This is a genomic window from Actinophytocola glycyrrhizae, assembly GCF_042653545.1.
Classification (GTDB): domain Bacteria; phylum Actinomycetota; class Actinomycetes; order Mycobacteriales; family Pseudonocardiaceae; genus Actinophytocola; species Actinophytocola glycyrrhizae.
On the sequence record NZ_JBHSIS010000002.1, the window covers coordinates 1 to 18,485 of the forward strand.

Sequence of the window (18,485 nt, forward strand, 5' to 3'; positions counted from 1 at the left end):
GGCGACCTGACCAGTCTGGTCGCCTGACCCCAGTAACGAGTCTCTACCGAACCCGGGGCGGTTCAGTCCACGAGGTCTCCGGTGTCTTGATCGTCTTGGTCGATGATCGCTCTACCGGAGACCTCATCTATCTGATCAACGACACGCCGAACCAGCCCCTATCCAGCACATCAGCTGGGTTAACACTTCGACACAGGCCCTAGTCCTCGGTGGTGCACCGACGGGGTGTTCGGCGAAGGAACTTGATGAGTTGATCAGGGGGCCGGTGGCCCCTGTGCGCGGTCGACAGGTCGGAGAGGATCGCGGGCGTCGCAGGTCGAGTTGGTGGGGGAGCTTGCCGGGTGGCTCTCGGATTCGACTCGGCGGAGGGTGGCTGCGCGGCTTGAGACGTGGGATCTCGGTGAAGTGCGGGATCGGGGTGTCAGGCTGCGGCACGTTGACCGGAGCCAAGTGACGTGCCGCCAGGTATTCCACGACCGACTGGTGGATGAACCGCACCGTTCCACCGGTGAACGTGACCAGGCCGCTGTCGATCAGGGCCTGTTCGACGCACCGCTCGCTGTCGCGCGACGGGCTCAGAGTCGCCGGCTGTTGCTGCTCCACCCAGCGTCGTGCGGCGGGTAGGAGGCGGCACAACGCCGAGCCAACGCGCCATGGTTCACCACCAAGACCGAGCCATCCACCCTGGACATGCTCATCAAGCTCCGACGCCAGATCATCGCCGCCCGATTTATGCCCACCACACCCCGACCAGCCACAACCCAAGAAATCATGGACATCCAGCAAGCCTGGGCACAAGCAGCCGCATAACCGCGAAAGTCGAGCTGGAAAGACCCACGATAAAAAAGCGTTCGACGAAACATCGACCTGACAGATCGTCAGCAACTCCTTCAAGGGGATCGGAGACAAGGGCTATCAGGGGACCGACATGATCACGCCTACCAAGAAACCCTCCTAACGAGAACTCAGTAAGGGCGAGAAGGTTGCGAACACCTCAATATCCGCGCTACGAGCACCAGTAGAACGAGTCGTGTCGCACGTCAAGAACTGGCGCATCCTTCACGCCGACCACTGCCGCCCACATGCCACCTACCTCAAACATACACACTGCCCGCGCATTATTCTTCTTCTCAATCAAATGGGAGTTTCGAATAGTCCTCTGTTTACCGGGTCGTCGACAGCTCGCTGATCATCTCCTTCGGTACCGTGACGTCGTCGAACCAGCGACCGCCGAAAGGACGGGGTATTGGCAGAATCTGATCGCTGGAGTAGGCAAGGATCTTGCGGTTGTAAGCACGCATTTCATCGCGCAAGGCCGCAGGAAGTTGACCGTCCAGGGAAATAGCGTGGTCCATCTCTGCGAGGAGCCGCTTGGTCTGGTCGATCGTCTTCAGCACTGCCTCGCAGAACACCCTGGACAACACGCCGTGCTCGCCTTTGATGGTCACCAGGCGCTCTATCGCTTCATAGGAAACGTCCTGGATATCTCGTCGACTCAGCCATTCGGTCTCGTAGTTCAGCCGGCGGTACCAGAGCGGCTCGACCATCGCCTGGCGGTGCTGTTCCAGCGTGCGGTGATGGATTCTGTAACCGTGCTTCTCCGGCTCCTCGAAGAAACGGCAGCCGGGGTCCAGGAAGGGCACCATGGGGCAGATTAGCGGCAGGACCGACGACCCGGCAAACTCGCGGATCAGGCGCTCTGAGTAGGCGACCGTGTCACGTACGGACTGGCTGTCCTGATACGGCATGCCGATGAAGAACCAGATCATCACGCCCTTGATGCCGGCGTCCAGCGCACGGGGAATCCACTCCTCCATCTCGGTCATCGTGTAGGTGCCGCGCCCGGCAGCCTTGCTGATCTTCGGGTCGTGCGATTCGGGCGAGAGCATGATGTACGAGTCCGTGGCGTGGCCCATTTTCTTCAGCGTGTCTTCTGACGTCAGGGTGAATTGCTCGAAGAACACACTTTTGTACCCAAGTTCGTGGACGGCGTCGAGGTACGCGTGCATCCTTGTCTTGCCTTCCGAATAGCACTGGAGGGCGTAGATGGAGGTGTGCTTGGCCGCCTCACCCATCGTTCTGAGTTCCTCGACGATCAGATCGTGGTCCTTGCGCACCAGGGTCTTGCCGACCTCCATGATGTTGCGGTAGGCGAAGCGGGAGCCGCCGCACCAGCCACAGTCGTGTGCGCACCCCGTGTTCGGCAGTGTCATGATCAGCTTGCTGGACAACGGCGTCACCGGCGTGGACTGGTAGTAGGACCAGTCGTTCCGGACGTTGTTGTAGTTCGTGGTGGGTTTGTGGCTGAACCCGGTGAACTCAACCCTGCCGCAACTCTTGTAGAGAAGGTTGTTGATCGAGCTGAAGTCCCGGTCACCGCGGACGACGGCTTCGACCAACCGGGTGACGGGGGCGAGGGTGTCGTAGCCCTGGACGACGATGTCCACCTGCGGATATTCGATGAGTTCCCGGGCGAAGTAGGTCGCCGAGATGCCGCCGAAGACGATCAGCGCCTCCGGATGGATCCGCTTCACCACCTTGGCCAGCTCGATCGCGCCGTGACATTGGGTCATCCAATGCAGGTCGAACCCGAAGATCGGCGCCTCCAGTCGCTCGATCAGCCGCTCTACATCGAGATCCGGGTGCCGCAGCATCAGCGAGGCCATATTGACGATCTGGCAGTCGAAGTCGTGGTCGGCCAACTGTTGCTTGATCGAAAACCAGCCTATCGGATACATCTCGTAGACGGATGTGACGTTGACGCTGTCGCTGTCGCTCAGGTAGGCGAACAGCATGTCGTCGCGGTTCCGGAAGTCGTACACGCTGGGTGCATGCAGCAAGAACATGTCCGCATCGAGCATCAATTGGGCATCCAGACTTCTTCGTGGGCGAGTACGACAGTGGGAAGGGCGTATCATGCCGCCGGCATCGGTTTGGTTTCGCCGCTGCCTGCGACGGGAGGTAACAATCGGTAGATCTGCCACATCCCGCCGATCACCCCGTCCAGCCGTGTCAGTGCTGCGTATCGCGGGTCACATCGCAGGATTGCGTCGACTTCCCGTAGACGCCACATCGGCGTTCGGGGGAAGAGGTGGTGAACCAGGTGGAAGCCTTCACCGTCCTTCTCCCCAAGCAGGAAGCGGCTCACCAGGCCGTACACCCGATTCCAGGTCATGAAGATGTCGACCCGCCGCGCGGTCTCGATCAACGGGTAGTGCTCCATGAGCTCGGCCACGGCGCCAATCCAAACCTGTGTCGTGATTAGCGGAACGATCCAGAGCACCACCAGCCACGGCCACCACCCGCCGAGCACGGCCCAGGCCAGCATCGCAGCGAGGATGACGATCCGCAGCCGCAGCTCGGCCGCCTGCTCGCCCTTCGTCACAATCCGGTGCCGCAGCAGATAGAGGACGTATGAGGCAGTGGCCTGCGGGCTCAGCATTGTCCACAGGTACCGGCGCAGCGCGAACTGGCTGAGGTTGTCGCCACACAGCCCGTTGTCCCGGTACTGCCGGTAGTCGGGATCGCGTTCAGGGTCGCCCAGCCGGCCGTGGTGCTCACCGAGGTGTGAGGCGCGGTAGCCGGTGAAGCTCTGCAGGACCGGGTAGCCGCCGAACACCGCCCCGATGACGTCGCCGATCCTGTGGTTCGCCATGAACGCGCGGTGGGTGGCCATGTGCAGGACCCCGGCGAGGGCCCGCTGGCGGCCGCCGATGAAGAACACCGCGACTATGTACACGGGAATCGCCACCCACAGCGACAAGTGTTCGTACGCCAACACCGACGCCGCGCTCCATGCCGCGATCCACGCCCAGTGCTCGATCACCTCGATTGGCCCGTGCCAGTTGTCCAGACGCGCCGCCACGCGCACCGCCGCGACGATTTCCGGCGAGAACCGGTACCGTTCAATGCGAAAAGTACTGGTCACAGTCGTTTACCTCCGTGCTCCTCACCTTGCCTGGCTCACCGACGACATGGTGAACCCCTCGACGCGCAGCGGAGGCATCGCGCAGCGCGTAAAGTCGTCGCTCCATTCGCGGGGCAGCGTCCGGTCCTCGGTCGTGCCGACCTCGAGCAGCCTGCCGAGCATGCCGACCGGCGACTCGTTGAACCGGAAGTTGTTCACCGCCCCGACGACCTCGCCGTTCTCGACGAGGTACACGCCGTCCCGGGTCAAGCCGGTCAGCAGCAGCGTCCGCGGGTCGACCTTGCGGATGTACCACAGGCACGTCAGCAACAGCCCGCGTTTCGTCGAGGCGATCATCGCCTCCAGTGACGGCAGCGCGTCGCCGTCGCCGGTCAGCACCAGGTTGTCCACGGCCGGGGTCACCGGCAGCCCCGCGAGCCCGGCCGAATACCGGCTGGACCGCAGGGCCGACAGGACACCCACCGAGATCCACGGGACGCGCCCGGCCGGCAGCCCGTTGTCGAACACCGAGGAGTCCGGCTCCGAGGCGTGTCCCACCACGAAGGGCCGGCATTCGAGGCCCGGGTGCGCGGGGTCGCTGAACAGCGTGACCGGCTGCGCCGCGAGCTGCTCGCCGATCCGCGTCCCGCCACCGGGCCTGCCGAACACCGTCCGGCCCTCGGCGGCCGCCCGCATCCCGGCCGACCAGTACAGGTGGACCATCAGATCCGCCACGGCCGCCGGCGGTAGCAGCGTCTCGTACCGCCCGGCGGGCAACTCTACCTGCCGTGACTGCCACGACAGCCGCCGCGCAAGTGAGGCGTCCAGCGAAGCGATGTCCACGTCCGAGAAGTCCCGGGTCGTCGCCCCTGCCCACGCTGAGCGGGTCAGGTCCGGCGACTTCGCGTTCAGCTCCAGCCGTCCGGTCGGCTGGTCGTGGCGCATCCGCAGCCCGGCCGACGTTCCGAGGAACGTGGAAGTGACCTGGTGCTCGGCGAACCCATACAACGTGCGCTCGGCTCCGGCGGCCGCGCGTAGCGTGGCGCCGAGCTCGGCCGCGAACCGCCGCAGCACACCCACTTCGGTGCCGGCGGGCGGATCGTCCCAGGCCGCCGAACCCGGCGCCGCGCCCGATGGAAGCTCACCGGCGTCCTCGGCGGCCGGCGCGTCGGAGGCGATCCTGACCGCCTCGCGGACGATGTCCTCGACCTGCGCGCGGTCGACGGCCGACCGCGTGACCGCCCCGACCCCGCACGTGCCGTCCGCGCGCCGGTCGAGCGCGATTACCTTGAGGCTGCGCGAGGTCGTGACGCCGTTGGTCGTCAACGTGTTGCCCGCCCAGCGCAGGTTCGCGGCGGAGTGCTCCTCGGAGATGGCGATGACGTCACCGCCGGGCGGCCCGGCCGCGAGCGCCAGCTCTACGGTGTCCTGCGGGGAAGCCGGCATTTTAGTCCTGTCCTTCCCACGCCGTGTTCAGGACCCGCACGCCCGCGAAGCAGGCGGCCGGCGTGCCGTGGCTGACCGGGGCGACCTGCCCCGGCTGCCCTTTGCCGCAGTTGAACTCCCCGGCCAGCAGGTAGGTCTGTGGACCGCCGAGGGCTTGCAGCGAGTTCCAGAAGTCCGTCGTCGTCGCCTGGTACGCCACGTCCTTGACCTGACCGGCCAACCGCCCGTGGCGGATTCGGTGGAACCGCTGGCCGGTGAACTGAAAATTGTACCGCTGCATGTCGATGGACCAGGACCGATCGCCGACGACGTAGATGCCGTCTTCGACGCCGGCGACCAGCCCGGCGATGTCCGGGCCGTCCGGGGCGGGCCGCAGCGACACGTTGGGCATCCGCTCCAGGGGCATGTGACCAGGGGAGTCGGCGAACGCGCACCCGGTGGACCGGCCGAACCCGCCGAGCCGGGCCATTCGGCGGTCGAGCTGGTAGCCCGCGAACACGCCGTCGACGACCAGGTCCCACGACTGGGCGGCCACGCCCTCGTCGTCCCAGCCGACGGTGGCTAAACCGTGCTCCACCGTCCGGTCCGCGGTGACCTGCATGAGCTTCGAGCCGTACCGCAGCGAGCCGAGCCGGTCGGGCATGGCGAAGCTGGTGCCCGCGTACGCGGCCTCGTAGCCGAACGCGCGGTCGAGCTCGGTGGCGTGCCCGACCGACTCGTGAATGGTCAGCCACAGGTTCGTCGGATCGATGACCAGGTCGTAGCGGCCGGCCGCCACCGACGGCGCTTGCACTCTCTCGGCGAGGAGTTCCGGGAGCCCGGCGAGTTCGCCGGGGAAGTCCCAGCCGGTGCCGGTCAGGTACTCCCAGCCCCGGCCGACGGGCGGGGCCAGCGTGCTTAGGTCGTCGAACCCTGTCGCCGTGACGGCGACCGCGGTGAGCTGCGGGAAGAGGCGGACCCGCTGCTGGGTCGCGGAAGTCGCCCCGTCGCTGTAGAACGTGCACTCCTTGACCTGGTACAGACTGGCGTTCACGTGCGAGACGACGGACTGGGCCAGGAGATCGGCGCTCCACCCCTCGAGCAGATCGATCTTGTCCTTCGCCGGGATCGTGAAGGGGTCGATGTCGTAGGCCGAAACCCAGGTCACGTTGCCGTGAGCGGGTTCGGGGGCAAGGTCGATGCGTTCGGTGTTCATCGCGGCGGCGACCTCGGCGATCTCGACCGCTTTGCGCGCCGTTGCTCGGGCGGCCTCCGGGGTGAGGTCCACCGTCCCGGCGAACCCCCAGGTGCCGTCGACGACGACCCGCACGGCGAGACCGACGTCGACGGTGTCCGTGAGTGACTGGAGTCGGGTGTCCGCCAGCCGCAGCCGCTGGCCTCGCGTGCGGGCCACCCGGAAGTCGGCGTGCTGCGCGCCGGACTCGCGAGCCTCGCTCAGTGCCGCGTCGGCGAGGTCGTGCAGCGGCAGTGTGGCGAACTCGGGATCGATGTGGGGCATCATCGGACGCCTGTCGTCCGGGCGATGCTCGTGCACACCGCGGCGAGAACGTCCTGACGCGCCGAGTTCACGAAGAAGTGGCCGCCGGGGAAGTCGGACACGTCGATCGGGCCCGAGACCACCTCGGCCCACGTCCGCCGCAACCGGTCCGGCTCGGCCACTTCGTCGCTGCCGTAGTACAGGTGCAGCGGGCAGTCCAGCGGTGGGGCCGCCGGATCCACGCGGTAGCTGTTCTGGACGTCGAGATCCGCGCGCAGCACCGGCAGCAGCAGATCCATCAGCTGGTCGTTTTCCAGGGCTTCCCGGGGAATCAAGCCGAATTCGGCGAGTTCGGCCCGCAACGCGATTTCGCTGAGGTCGCGGGCCTTCGGCGCGGACGAGATCACCCGGGGCGCGGCACAGCCGGAGACGATCAGGAGTGCCGGCCGGTGGCCTCGCGCCGCGAGGCTGCGGCCAACCTCGAACGCCAGCAGACCACCGAGGCTGTGACCGAACAACGCGATCTCGGCGTTGAGGAGCGGCTCGATCGCCTGGACGAGCTCGTCGAGCACTGCGGCGAAGTCGGTTTCGGCCGGCTCCGTGAAGCGGCTGCCCCGGCCCGCGAAGCGGGGTGCGACGACATCGGCCCCGGGGACCCGTCCCGCCCAATCGCGATAGAGGTTTTCGCCGCCCCCGGCGTAGGGGAAACAGAAGAGACGACGCGGTTGCGTGAGCGGCCGGCGGAACGTCGTGTACGTCAGCCGGGGAGATCCGGTCACCTCTTCCCTGCTACGCAAGCGAACCCACCCGATGTCCGACGAACTCGCCGATCCGGTCCAGGGCGTCGGGGAGTGAGGTGCGGCCGAGGCCGATGCGGAACCGGTTGTCCGCCATGTCGAAAACGCTGTCCGGCAGGAGAAGCACGCTCTGCTCCCGGGCCAGTTCACGCACGAAGTCCTCGACGGGGACCGGAAGCAGCAACTGCGGGAAGCCGAGCATGCCGGCGCGGGGAGGTTCCCACGCGAAGGCGTCAGCGTGCTGCCCGAAGAACGACTCCACGTGCGTGAGGTTCTCGCGGATAATCCGCCTGCTGCGGGCGACCAGGTGCTCCCGGGCCCGGAGCGCGATGAGGGACAGGATTTCCGACGGCGCCGAGGCACACACCGTCGTGTAGTCCTTGACGGCCCGGGCGGCGTCCACCAGTGCCTGGTTGCGGGTGGCCAGCCAGCCGACGCGCAGGCCCGCCAGGCCGTAGGCCTTCGACATCACGCCCACGCTGACGGCTCGCTCGTCCAGGTCGCACGCCGCGGGCAGAGTCGTTTCGGGATCGAACTCCAGGTGGCGGTACACCTCGTCGGAAACGACGACGACGCCGGCTTCGGCGCCGAGGGCGAGCAGGTCCTCGAACTCCGCGCGAGTCGGCAGCGCGCCGGTCGGGTTGTGCGGGAAGTTGACGAACACCGCGCGAGTGGCCGGCCGCAGCGCGCGGCGGACGGCGTCGAGGTCGAGGCGCCAGCCCTGGCCGGGGTCCAGCGGCACCGGGGTGACCGAAGCCCCGAGGGCGGGGCCGATGCGGTGCACGGACTCGAAGGCGGGCGCGACGACCACGGCGTGGTCGCCCGGGCCCAGGAGGGCGTTCGTGAGGAGGAACAACGCCTCGGCCGCGCCGCCGCCGCAGACCGTGACGTTGTCGGGGCCGGTTTTGGTGTACTCGCCGGCGATCGCTTCGCGCAGCAACGGGTGCCCGGTGGTTTCGGTGTAGCCGAGTTCGAGTCCTTCCCACAGGGCAAGGGATTCCTCGTCGGCGAGGTCCAGCAGTTCGCGCAGGGAGCAGCCGTCGACGTCGGAGGCGCAGGCCACGTAGTCGACGTCGAATTCGTGCTGCCCGAAGAAGTTCTCGATCTTGGAGCGGTCGGGGATCACCGGGTGCCTGCCTCCTCGTGGACGGCTGTCGCAGCGGACGCCGGCTCAGCTCGGTCGTTTTCCGGGACTCGCAAGGCCCGGTGATCGGTCTTTCCGCTGCTGGTGGTCGGAATCTCCGCCACCAGGTGGATCCGGGTGGGCACCATGTAGGCCGGCAGCCGGCCGGCCAGCCGGCGGCGCAGGTCCGGGACATCGCAGTGCGGATCGGCGACGAACGCCGCGAGGTGCGCGCCGACCACGTCGTGCTCGTCCAGCCGGACCGCGACCCCACCGTGGCCGACCAGGTCGGCGAGGGCGATCTCCACTTCGTCCAGTTCCACCCGGTTGCCGCGGATCTTCACCTGGCGGTCCAGGCGTCCGGCGTGGACCAGCAGGCCGTCGGCCCGGCGCCGGACCACGTCACCGGTGGCGTAGCGCGATCCTCGGTCCAGGAAGCGTTCGGCCGTCAGGTTTGGCTGGCCTAGATAGCCCAGTGCGACGCCCGGCCCACCGATGACCAGTTCGCCGGATTCCCCGCGATCTCCCGGCAGTGGCCTGATTTCCAGCACGGCCCCGTTGACCGCGGTGCCGATCGGCAGGTCGGCGTTCGGGTCGTCGGGTGACAGCGGAAGGCAGGCATGCGCGGTCGCGTAGATCGTCGTTTCGGTCGGACCGTACAGGTTCCACACCTGCTCGACGTGCGCGACCTGGGCGACGAGCGGCCTGCGCAAGCGCTCTCCGGCAAGCAGCAGGACGGTGTCCGCCGGCAGGTCCAGGCCGTTGCGGAGCAGGTGTTCCAGAACCGTCGGTGTGGTCTGCAGGAACGTTCGCCTGCCCCGCGTTTCCAGTAGCGTTCCTACCTCGTTCGCCAGGGTCTGCAGTTCGGTGGCGACGACCAGTTTCCCGCCGATTGACCAGGGCGCGAAGATCTCGAACACCGACACGTCGAAGGCGAACGAGGACAGCGCGACGAACACCGAGTCCCGGGTCATGCCGATCAACGGGACCATCGAGGCGACCAGCCCGGCCGCAGCGGTGGACCGGACCTCGACGCCCTTGGGGGCGCCGGTCGATCCGGAGGTGAAGATGACGTAGGCGGCGTCGGGACGCGGGCGGGGACGCGGTGCGCATGGCGTGGCGCTCCGGTCCCCGAGCAGTTCCGGTGTCGTGAGGTCGATGCGCTGGACGCCCTCCGGCGTGTCGCCTGCGGTGTCGACCACCAGCACCGCCCTGACCTGCGCACCTGCCAGCACCGCGGCACGCCGCGGTGCTGGCCAGCCGGGGTCGACCGGGACGTAGGTGGCCCCGCTCCACAAGACGGCCAGGATCGCGACCGGACCGCCGGCCCGGCGGCTCGCCAGCACCCCGACGTGGTCGCCGGGCGCCACACCCAGCGTGGCGAGCCGGCGGGCCAGCGTCGACGCCGCCGCGACGACCTCGGCGTAGGTCCACACTCCGCCGCTGTCCTGGACCGCGGCGCGGCCCGGTGCCTCGCGCGCGGACTTCAGCACCATGGTCGCGAGCCGGTCGGGCTGGTCAAGGCTCACTGAGGGCTCCTTCCACGGCGCCTCGAGCGGTGCCGATGACCTCGTCAGCGTGCTGCCGCCGGCACCCGGCCGACCGCACGGCGCACTCGACGATCCCATCGTCTTCCACGGGCTTGAAAACCGCTATTCGGACTTTTCGCCAGGCTGGCCGAATTCCTTTGCCGCCATTGGTTCTCGACGACGGGGGATTTACCGCGAATTCCAGTGCGTGGTGAACTTCGCAATCGTCGGGTGCTCCAGCAGCGTGAGTACATCAGTCTTGATGCCCAGCTTCTGGTTGAACAGCCGAACGAGGTCCATGAGCAGCAGTGAATGGCCGCCGAGGTCGAAGAAGTCCGTGTCGACGTCCGCTTCGGGGATCCCCAGCAATTCCACCCAGATCTGGGATATCTCCTGCTCGCGAACCAGCATCGTTACTGCCCCCAAGTGTTCAGCAGTTGATCACTCGGTTTCAGTGTACGTGTGCTCCACCGGGTGACGCAAGGCACTCGAATGGCGTAATCCTGCTCTCGCGGGTAGCACCGAAAATTGGCCTGATCGTCTCTTCCTCTTGGCGGTGGAGGTCGGTTACGCTGCGATCAGATTGGCCTGGTCGCGCAGAGTCACTGCCCACGCCGATCACTGGGAGCCGGCGGAATACGCCTGGGAGGTAGTGGTTGTGGAACCCGATTCGGAAACGGACTCGGTTGCGTTCAGGGTGAAACAGGTTATCATCTCGGTGCTCGAGCTTCCAATGGACGTTGCCGAACTCGGCGATGGTCTTTCGTTGTATTCGAACTCGATCGGCCTGGATTCCCTGACGCTGCTGCACATAATCACCAAGCTCGAAGAACGGATTCCCTGCAAAATCGACGACCAGGCGATGATGTTCGCGCAGCTGGTCGACGTCGGCAGCCTGGTGAAGCTGGTGAGCAGGCACGTCGATGCCGGGACGGACGGCCGGGGGGCGGAGAAGCAATGGTGACGCCCGATACGAGCACCGAAGCCGATCCGGACCTGCGGCCCGGGGAGGTGCCGTCGCACTGGTACAACGTCATCGCCGACCTGGTCGGGTACGTGCCCGAGGAGCGTGCGCCGGCGCGGCAACACAGCGGGCCGGCTCTGCGCCCGCAGCTCCCGCTCTCGATCTACCGGCAGAGCGTCAGCCGTGAGCCGTTCGTGGCGATCCCGGCCGAAGTGCAGGCCCAGTACGAAAGATGGCGGCCGACGCCCCTGATCCGGGCGCGTGGGCTCGAACAGCGGCTGCGGACCCCGGCGCGCATCTACTACAAGTACGAGGGCGCCAGCCTTTCCGGCAGCCACAAGCTCAACACCGCGATCGCGCAGGCCTACTACTACAAGCAAGCCGGCGTCGAGGAGCTCGTTACCGCGACCGGCGCGGGCCAGTGGGGTACGGCCCTTGCCATGGCCTGCACCATGTTCGGTCTCAAGTGCACCGCGTTCATGGTGAAGTGCAGCCATGACCAGAAGCCCCAGCGCCGGATGCTGGTCGAGCTGAACGGCGGCCGGGTGATCCCCAGCCCCAGCACGGCCACCAAGGCGGGCGCGGCGATCCTCGCCGGCGATCCCGGCTGTCCGGGCAGCCTTTCGATCGCGAGCTCCGAGGCCCACGAGTACGCGACGGAGTCCGAGAACGCCCGCTATTGCGCCGGCAGCGGGGACAACCACGTCCTGCTCCACCAGACCGTCATCGGCCAGGAGGCGCTGGCGCAGTTGCGGGAGATCGGCGACTATCCGGACGCTGTCGTCGGCGCATTGGGCGCGGGTAGCAACTTCGCCGGTATCGCGATGCCGTTCTTCCGCCACTCGAAGCTCACCGGGCGCGCGACGGAACTTGTCGCGGTCGAGCCAAAGGCGTGCCCCAAGCTGACGCGCGGCATCTACACGTGGGACCACCACGACGCGCTGGGCAACACGCCGATGTCCAGAATGTATACTCTCGGCCACACGTTCGTCCCGTCCGCCATCCACGCCGGCGGCCTGCGTTACCACGGTGCGGCCCCGGTCGTGAGCTGGATGTACCACGAGCGGTTGATCTCCGCTGTCGCATATGGACAGAAGTCGGTCTTCGACGCTGCGGCCGAGTTCGTCCGCGCGGAGCAGGTGATCCCCGCGCCGGAGTCGGCGCACGCGATCCGGTACGTAATCGACCGGGCCGTGAAGGCGCGCGAAGCCGGTACGCCGGAGACGATCCTGTTCAACCTCAGCGGGCACGGGCTGATGGACCTGAGTGCCTACGAGCAGTGGACGGCCGGGCTGCTCGACGACTACCCGGCCGCCGAGGCGGACATCGAGCGGGCGCAGGCGAAACTGTCCGCGCGAGCGGTGGAACGGTGACTGCCGCGCTGAGCGTCGCTCGTGGGGAGCCGGCGCCGGCGCAGGCCGCGGAGAGCGTCCTGCTTCGTTACGAGCAGTGGGTGAGCGAGACACCCGATGCCCCCTGCGTGGTAGACGGACAGGGCTCGTGGAGCTATGCGGAGCTTGACGGCTTGGCGCGCCGGATCGCCGGCGTGCTCGCCGAAGGGGTGCGCCCCGGCGACACCGTCACGGTCTGCCTCGATCGGTCCGTCACGCTCGTCGCGATCGCCATCGCCGTGGCCAGGCTCGGCGCGGTGTACCTGCCCCTCGGGCCACGCGTGGGCCCAGGACGCCTCGACGACTTGCTCGGCCGGGTGCGCAGCCCGGCCGTCATCGGCCCACCCGGCCTCCTCGCGGGGCGGGGACGTCGGGCGCGGCTGGAGGTTCCTGCCGAGGGCGCCAATGCCGTAGCCGAGGTGACCGTTGCCTTCCTCGCCGCGGAAACCGGCGCGGTGGCGGCTCCGGCCGGAACGTTCTACAGCGTGCTCACGTCGGGCTCCTCGGGAACGCCGAAGGCCGTGGCGGTGGGCGGCGCGGCGCTCGCCAACGCCGTGAGCTACTACAACGAGACGGCGGACGTGGTCCCCGGTGACCTGCTGAGCCTGCTCGTGGCGGCGCAGTTCGACCCGCACATCTCGGAGCTGTGGTGCGGTCTGAGCGCCGGAGCGGCACTGGCGGTCGCTCCCGACGAGATCCGGTACGACCCGGAAGCGCTCATGCGGTGGCTGCGGCAGGCGGAGGTGGCGGTGGCCCACGTCGCCACCCCCGTCGCCGAGCGGGTGCTTTCCCGCCCCTGGCCGCCGGGTCTGCCGTTGCGGTGCATGTACATCGGCGGGGAACGCCTGCGCCGCCGGCCGTCGCCAGACGTCACGGCGAAGGTCTGCAACGTCTACGGGCCCGCGGAGGCGATCATCGCCACCGGTGCCGTCATCGAACCCAGGGCCGACGGCAGCGCCCCGCCCATCGGCAGGCCGGTTCCCGGCGTGGAAGTCTGCGTGGTCGGCCAGGACGGACGGCTGGTGGCCCGCGGCGAGGCCGGCGAGCTCCTCATCGGCGGAGCGTGCCTGTCGGAGGGCTACCTCGACGAGGAACTGACCGGGGAACGCTTCGTCGCCGGGCCGGACGGGTCGGGGCTCGAACGGGTCTACCGCAGTGGTGACAAGGTCCGCATGCGCGCGGACGACGTCCTGGAATACCTGGGGCGCCTCGACTCCCAGGTCAAGATCAGCGGTGTGCGGATCGAGCCCGCCGAGGTGGAGGCCGTTCTCGAGAAGGATCCCGGGGTGAACCGGGCGGTCGTGGTGGTCCGGGAACATCCCGGCGGCGCGCCGACTCTCGCCGCATTCCTCCGGGCTTCGGGGAATCAGCTGGACGTCGACGCTCTGCTGGCCGGCGCCCGGTCGCACCTTCCGGAACAGGCGATCCCGGGGGAAGTGCACCTGGTCGGGAAGTTCCCGTTGAACGCCAACGGAAAGGTCGACACCGCCGCGCTGTTCGCCGGCGTCGAGGCCGCCGGGTCCTCGGGGGTGCCGGCCGGGATCGCGAAGCAGCTCGCGGCCATCTGGCGGGAACTCCTCGACGTCGACGAGGTAGACGACAGCTCGAACCTGTTCGAGCTGGGCGGGAACAGCATGGACGCGTTCAGGCTGGCCACCGTCGTCAAGGAAACCTTCGGTGTGCACATTCCCATGAAATCCATCATGACGTTGAGAACGCTGGGGCGCCTCGCGTCGGCGATCGACGCGGAGCAGGCAGCCGCCGACCTGCGGGCGTCCGAGGAGCATTACGGGACCTGGTAGCGAATCGGCGGACAGCGAGATCGAACCGGCGCGGCTGCGCGTGGACACTGGGGAGTCCGACTGCGGATGACGGGAACAACAGGCACGAGTACCCGGGTGGAAGGCGTCCACTTGGCGGGTATCGGCGCGTTCGTACCGAACGTGGTGAGCGTGCGGTCGGCCGCGCGACGCGGGCTCGTGGACGAGGACACCGCCACCAGATCGGGCATCAGCGGCGTCGCGGTGGCCGGTGACCTGCCGGCGACGGAGATGGCCGTGCGGGCGGGCGCGGAGGCGATCAAGAACAGCGGCCTCGCCGGTGCCGACATCCGGCTGCTGCTCTACGCGGGAGTCTGGCACCAGGGCCCGGACGGCTGGGGCCCGCAGTACTTTGTGCAGCGGGAACTGCTAGGCGACGACGTGCTTGCGGTCGAGGTCCGGCAGGGCTGCAACGGGTTCTTCACCGCGCTCGAGCTGGCCGTACCGTACCTCGGGGCCGCGGCGGAGAACACGGCCGCGCTGATCGTGGCGAGCGACAACTTCGGCACCCCGCTGATCGACCGGTGGCAGCTCGGCAACGGTCTGGCCTACCTCGGCGACGGTGCGAGCGCGGTCGCCGTCAGCCGAGCGCCAGGCCCGGTGGAGCTGCGGTCGCTGTGTTCGGCGAGCTATTCGGAGATGGAAGGAGCCCATCGCTCCGGGCTGCCGTTGTTCCCGCCCGGCGTCACGGTCGGAACCTCGGTCGACTTCCGGTCGCGCGCCGAGAGCTTTCGCGACGCGGCGATCTCCGGTGGCTGGTGGATGCGGTTTCTCGCGGGCCACAACGCGCGCATCACGCAGTGCGCGGACCGCGCGCTTGAGGAGGCGGGGGTGGAGCGCGCGGGCGTCAAGTACGTGCTGACTCATGGAATGCCGCGCCAGTCAGCCATCTCCTACCTGCGGCTGCTCGGCTTTCCCTTCGACCGGTCCGCCTGGGAGTTCAATCGCACGATCGGCCATCTCGGCGCCAGCGACCACTTCGTCACGCTGCACCACCTGCTGGCCGAAGGCGTGCTGGTCGAAGGCGATCACGTGCTGTTGAGCGGATATTCGCCCGGATTGACGTACAAGTCGGCGGTGCTGAGGATCACCGGTCGCGCGCCGGTGAGGGGGTGACGCGGTGCACTTCGATCTCAGCGACGAGCAGCAGGAACTCGTCGGCACGCTGCGGGACAACGGCACCTTGCTGTCCACGCCGGACCGGGAGGCGGACGGCCGGAGCGTGTGGGAGACAGCGGCCGAGCTGGGCGTGACCGGACTGTGCCTGCCCCGGGAACACGGTGGCGGCGGTCTGGGAGCGCTCGACACGGCGTTGTCCTTCGAAGCGCTGGGCCGGGGAGGTGCCGACCCCGGTTTGCTGTTCGGGATCGCCGCGCACCTGCTGGCCTGTGGCATCGTGCTCGCCGAGCACGCGCACGGCGACCTGCGAGCCGACCTGGTTGCCGGGATGTGCAGCGGTGCGGTGATCGCCGGAAACGCGATGACCGAGGTGCAGGCCGGCTCCGACATCGGCCGGATCGCCACGACCGCTGAGGCGGACAGTGGCTCGTACCTGCTGAACGGCACAAAGTCCTTCGTGAGCAACGCCAGCCTCGCGGATGTTTACGTGACGTACGCGATGACGACGCCCGGTGGGGGCCACCTCGGCATGTCGGCGTTCGCGGTACCCCGGAACCTGCCCGGCATCCGGGTGGCCGAGCCGCTGGAGAAACTGGGACTCGCGGGATGCCCGGCCGCGGGCGTCGAGTTCACCGGCTGCAGGGTTCCTCGCGACCACCTGCTGGGCACAGAGAACGAAGGCGGCAGGGTGTTCGCGAAGTCGATGGTCTGGGAACGGGCGTGCCTGCCGGCGATTTTCGTGGGAGTCATGGACAGGCAGCTGCAGCACTGCGTCGACCACGCGCGCGGTCGCCGGCAATTCGGCAGGCGGTTGGGCGACTTCCAGGCGGTGTCGCACCGCATCGCCGTCATGAAGCAGCGGCTGGAAAGCAGCCGGCTGCTGATGTACCGCGCCTGCTGGCTCGTCGACCGAGACGATCCCGATGCCGCAGCCGCCGCGGCGCTCGCGAAGGCCGCCGTCGCGGAGGCAGCCGTCGACAACGGCGTGGACGCGGTGAAGATCTTCGGCGCCCGCGGTTACCTGACCGCGGACGGCATCGGGCAGCAGTTGCTGGACGCCCTGCCGCTGCACATCTTCTCGGGGACCACCGACATCCAGCGCGAGCTCGTCGTGAAGGGCCTCGGGATCTGACATGACCGAGAACCTCCAGGACCTGCTCGTGGCCGCCGCCGCGCGGTGGCCCGACGCCGTCGCGGTCAAGACGTCGGACGGGAAGGTGACCTACGGTGAACTCAACCGGCGAGCCGATCTCTTCGCGGGCACGTTGACCGCAGGCGGAGTGCGTCGCGGCGACCGGGTGGTGCTCTGGAGCCCGAAGTCCGCGGACGTGATCGCCGCGATGCAGGGCACCCTGCGGATCGGTGCCGTGTACGTACCGGTCGATCCGCTCGCGCCACCGGACCGGGTCCGCCGGATCATCGACGACGCCGGGGCCAGGGTCCTGTGCGCGCCGCGTGCCCTCGCGGCCGGTGAGGCGGCCTTCCAGGACGTGGCATGCGTCGACCTAGATTCGGCGTCGCTGGGCGCACCGACCCCGCCGACGCAGGTGCGCTCGGACTCCGGAGACCTCGCGTACCTGCTCTACACGTCCGGCTCGCGTGGCGTCCCCAAGGGCGTGTGCATCAGCCACGGCAATGCGCTGGCGTTCATCAGGTGGTTCGCCGAGGAGCTCCAAGCCGGCCAGCAGGACGTCTTCGCCAACCACGCGCCGTTCTCGTTCGACCTGTCCGTTTTGGACATCTACGTGGCGATGACGGCCGGCGCGACTGTCGCCATCGTGCCGCCCGACATGGCATACACGCCGAAGCTCCTGGTCGAGTTCCTCCACCAGGAGAACATCACCGTCTGGTACTCCGTGCCGTCCGTGCTCATGCTGATGCAGCGCGACGGAGAACTGGCGAGCTGGCCCGCCCCGAAGGAACTGCGGGCCCTGCTGTTCGCCGGAGAACCGTTCCCCATCCCGTACGTGCGGGAACTTGCCGGGTGGACCACCGCGCGCCTGCTCAACCTGTACGGCCCGACCGAGACGAACGTGTGCACCTACCGGCAGGTCCGGGCGGCGGATCTGGAACGCGAGGTTCCCGTGCCGATCGGCCGCGCGTGCAGCGGCAACCGCGTCTGGGCTCGGCGCCCGGACGGGACGGTGGCGCGGCCCGGCGAGGAGGGTGAGCTGGTCGTCGACGGGCCGACCGTCTTCCAAGGCTACTGGGGCCGCGAGAGGCAAGAAGGCCCGTACGCCACCGGCGACCGCGTCCGGGTGTGCGGCGACGGCTCCTTCGACTACCTCGGCCGCGGCGACGACGTCGTGAAGATCCGCGGCAACCGCATCGACCTCGGGGACGTCGCCACCGCGCTGCACGGTCACCCCGGAGTGGCGGACGTCGCCGTCGTCGCGGTGGGGGGCGGGCTGGAACGGCGGCTCGTGGCGTTCGTCGTCCGGCGCCCGGAAGAGATGTTCGGACAGGTGTCGCTGCGGCGGCACCTGGCTGGCCATGTTCCGCCGTACATGATCCCGCAGGACCTCCGGTTCGTGCCGGAGCTGCCGCGGACGACCCGAGGAAAGATCGCCACCGGCAAGCTGCGAGCGCAGGCCGTCGAGAAGGAAGGCACCCATGGAAATGCCCCCTGAGCCCGATCAGGTAACGACCCGGCTGCTGTCCTTCATCCGTACCAGCTTCCTGGCGGGCGATCCCGAAGGCGAGCTGGGTATCGACACGCCGCTGCTGGAGTTCGGCATCCTGAATTCGCTCAACACCGCCGAGATGATCGCCTACGTCCACGAGGAGTTCGGCGTCAGCCTGGCTTTCGACGAAGTCACCGCCACCACGTTCAAGACCGTCGCGAGCCTGAGTGCCCTGGTGAGCGCACGGACGACGGTGGACTCGACGCGCCGGTAACGGGGGAGCAGCAG

The 18,485-nt window shown here is 68.0% G+C and carries 15 protein-coding genes; 7 read left to right on the forward strand and 8 right to left on the reverse strand.

Annotation, left to right across the window (positions count from 1 at the left end; all coding sequences use genetic code 11):
* Nucleotides 1-1,163: 1,163 nt before the first annotated feature.
* The 8 genes from ACFPCV_RS00080 to ACFPCV_RS00115 form a co-directional block, all read right to left on the reverse strand.
* Complete coding sequence (locus tag ACFPCV_RS00080) at nucleotides 1,164-2,861, reverse strand: cobalamin-dependent protein (RefSeq protein ID WP_378053086.1); 1,698 nt, start codon at nucleotides 2,859-2,861, stop codon at nucleotides 1,164-1,166.
* Nucleotides 2,862-2,914: 53 nt separating this feature from the next.
* Complete coding sequence (locus ACFPCV_RS00085) at nucleotides 2,915-3,928, reverse strand: fatty acid desaturase (protein ID WP_378053087.1); 1,014 nt, start codon at nucleotides 3,926-3,928, stop codon at nucleotides 2,915-2,917.
* A gap of 21 nt (nucleotides 3,929-3,949) precedes the next feature.
* Nucleotides 3,950-5,353: a metallopeptidase TldD-related protein gene (locus ACFPCV_RS00090; protein ID WP_378053089.1), complete on the reverse strand. Its 1,404-nt coding sequence runs from the start codon at nucleotides 5,351-5,353 to the stop codon at nucleotides 3,950-3,952.
* 1 nt (nucleotide 5,354) lies between these two features.
* Nucleotides 5,355-6,854 (reverse strand): TldD/PmbA family protein, encoded by a 1,500-nt coding sequence (locus ACFPCV_RS00095; protein ID WP_378053091.1) that lies wholly within the window; start codon nucleotides 6,852-6,854, stop codon nucleotides 5,355-5,357.
* Complete coding sequence (locus tag ACFPCV_RS00100) at nucleotides 6,851-7,609, reverse strand: thioesterase II family protein (protein ID WP_378053093.1); 759 nt, start codon at nucleotides 7,607-7,609, stop codon at nucleotides 6,851-6,853. The genes ACFPCV_RS00095 and ACFPCV_RS00100 overlap by 4 nt, the downstream gene beginning before the upstream one ends.
* 10 nt (nucleotides 7,610-7,619) lie before the next feature.
* A complete protein-coding gene (locus tag ACFPCV_RS00105) occupies nucleotides 7,620-8,753 on the reverse strand; it encodes an aminotransferase class I/II-fold pyridoxal phosphate-dependent enzyme (protein WP_378053095.1) in 1,134 nt (377 codons plus the stop codon).
* A complete protein-coding gene (locus ACFPCV_RS00110; RefSeq protein ID WP_378053097.1) occupies nucleotides 8,750-10,279 on the reverse strand; it encodes an amino acid adenylation domain-containing protein in 1,530 nt (509 codons plus the stop codon). Before ACFPCV_RS00110 ends, ACFPCV_RS00105 begins: the two co-directional genes overlap by 4 nt.
* Before the next feature lie 189 nt (nucleotides 10,280-10,468).
* Complete coding sequence (locus tag ACFPCV_RS00115; protein WP_378053099.1) at nucleotides 10,469-10,690, reverse strand: acyl carrier protein; 222 nt, start codon at nucleotides 10,688-10,690, stop codon at nucleotides 10,469-10,471.
* A gap of 145 nt (nucleotides 10,691-10,835) precedes the next feature.
* Here ACFPCV_RS00115 and ACFPCV_RS00120 point away from each other — a divergent pair, with 145 nt between their 5' ends.
* From ACFPCV_RS00120 to ACFPCV_RS00150, 7 genes are all read left to right on the forward strand, one after another.
* Nucleotides 10,836-11,243 (forward strand): acyl carrier protein, encoded by a 408-nt coding sequence (locus tag ACFPCV_RS00120; protein ID WP_378054993.1) that lies wholly within the window; start codon nucleotides 10,836-10,838, stop codon nucleotides 11,241-11,243.
* On the forward strand, nucleotides 11,237-12,616 hold the full coding sequence (locus tag ACFPCV_RS00125; protein WP_378053101.1) for a TrpB-like pyridoxal phosphate-dependent enzyme: 1,380 nt from the start codon (nucleotides 11,237-11,239) through the stop codon (nucleotides 12,614-12,616). Before ACFPCV_RS00120 ends, ACFPCV_RS00125 begins: the two co-directional genes overlap by 7 nt.
* An 80-nt stretch (nucleotides 12,617-12,696) precedes the next feature.
* A complete protein-coding gene (locus ACFPCV_RS00130; RefSeq protein ID WP_378054994.1) occupies nucleotides 12,697-14,436 on the forward strand; it encodes a non-ribosomal peptide synthetase in 1,740 nt (579 codons plus the stop codon).
* Between the two features lie 66 nt (nucleotides 14,437-14,502).
* Nucleotides 14,503-15,570, forward strand: coding sequence for a ketoacyl-ACP synthase III family protein (locus tag ACFPCV_RS00135; protein WP_378053103.1), 1,068 nt, complete (start codon nucleotides 14,503-14,505; stop codon nucleotides 15,568-15,570).
* 4 nt (nucleotides 15,571-15,574) lie between these two features.
* The gene (locus ACFPCV_RS00140; protein ID WP_378053105.1) at nucleotides 15,575-16,705 is read left to right on the forward strand and encodes an acyl-CoA dehydrogenase family protein; all 1,131 of its coding nucleotides are present in this window, start codon (nucleotides 15,575-15,577) and stop codon (nucleotides 16,703-16,705) included.
* Between the two features lies 1 nt (nucleotide 16,706).
* Entirely contained in the window at nucleotides 16,707-18,203 is a 1,497-nt protein-coding gene (locus ACFPCV_RS00145; RefSeq protein ID WP_378053107.1) for an amino acid adenylation domain-containing protein, read from the forward strand.
* Nucleotides 18,187-18,471: an acyl carrier protein gene (locus ACFPCV_RS00150; protein WP_378053109.1), complete on the forward strand. Its 285-nt coding sequence runs from the start codon at nucleotides 18,187-18,189 to the stop codon at nucleotides 18,469-18,471. The genes ACFPCV_RS00145 and ACFPCV_RS00150 overlap by 17 nt, the downstream gene beginning before the upstream one ends.
* Nucleotides 18,472-18,485: the final 14 nt, after the last annotated feature.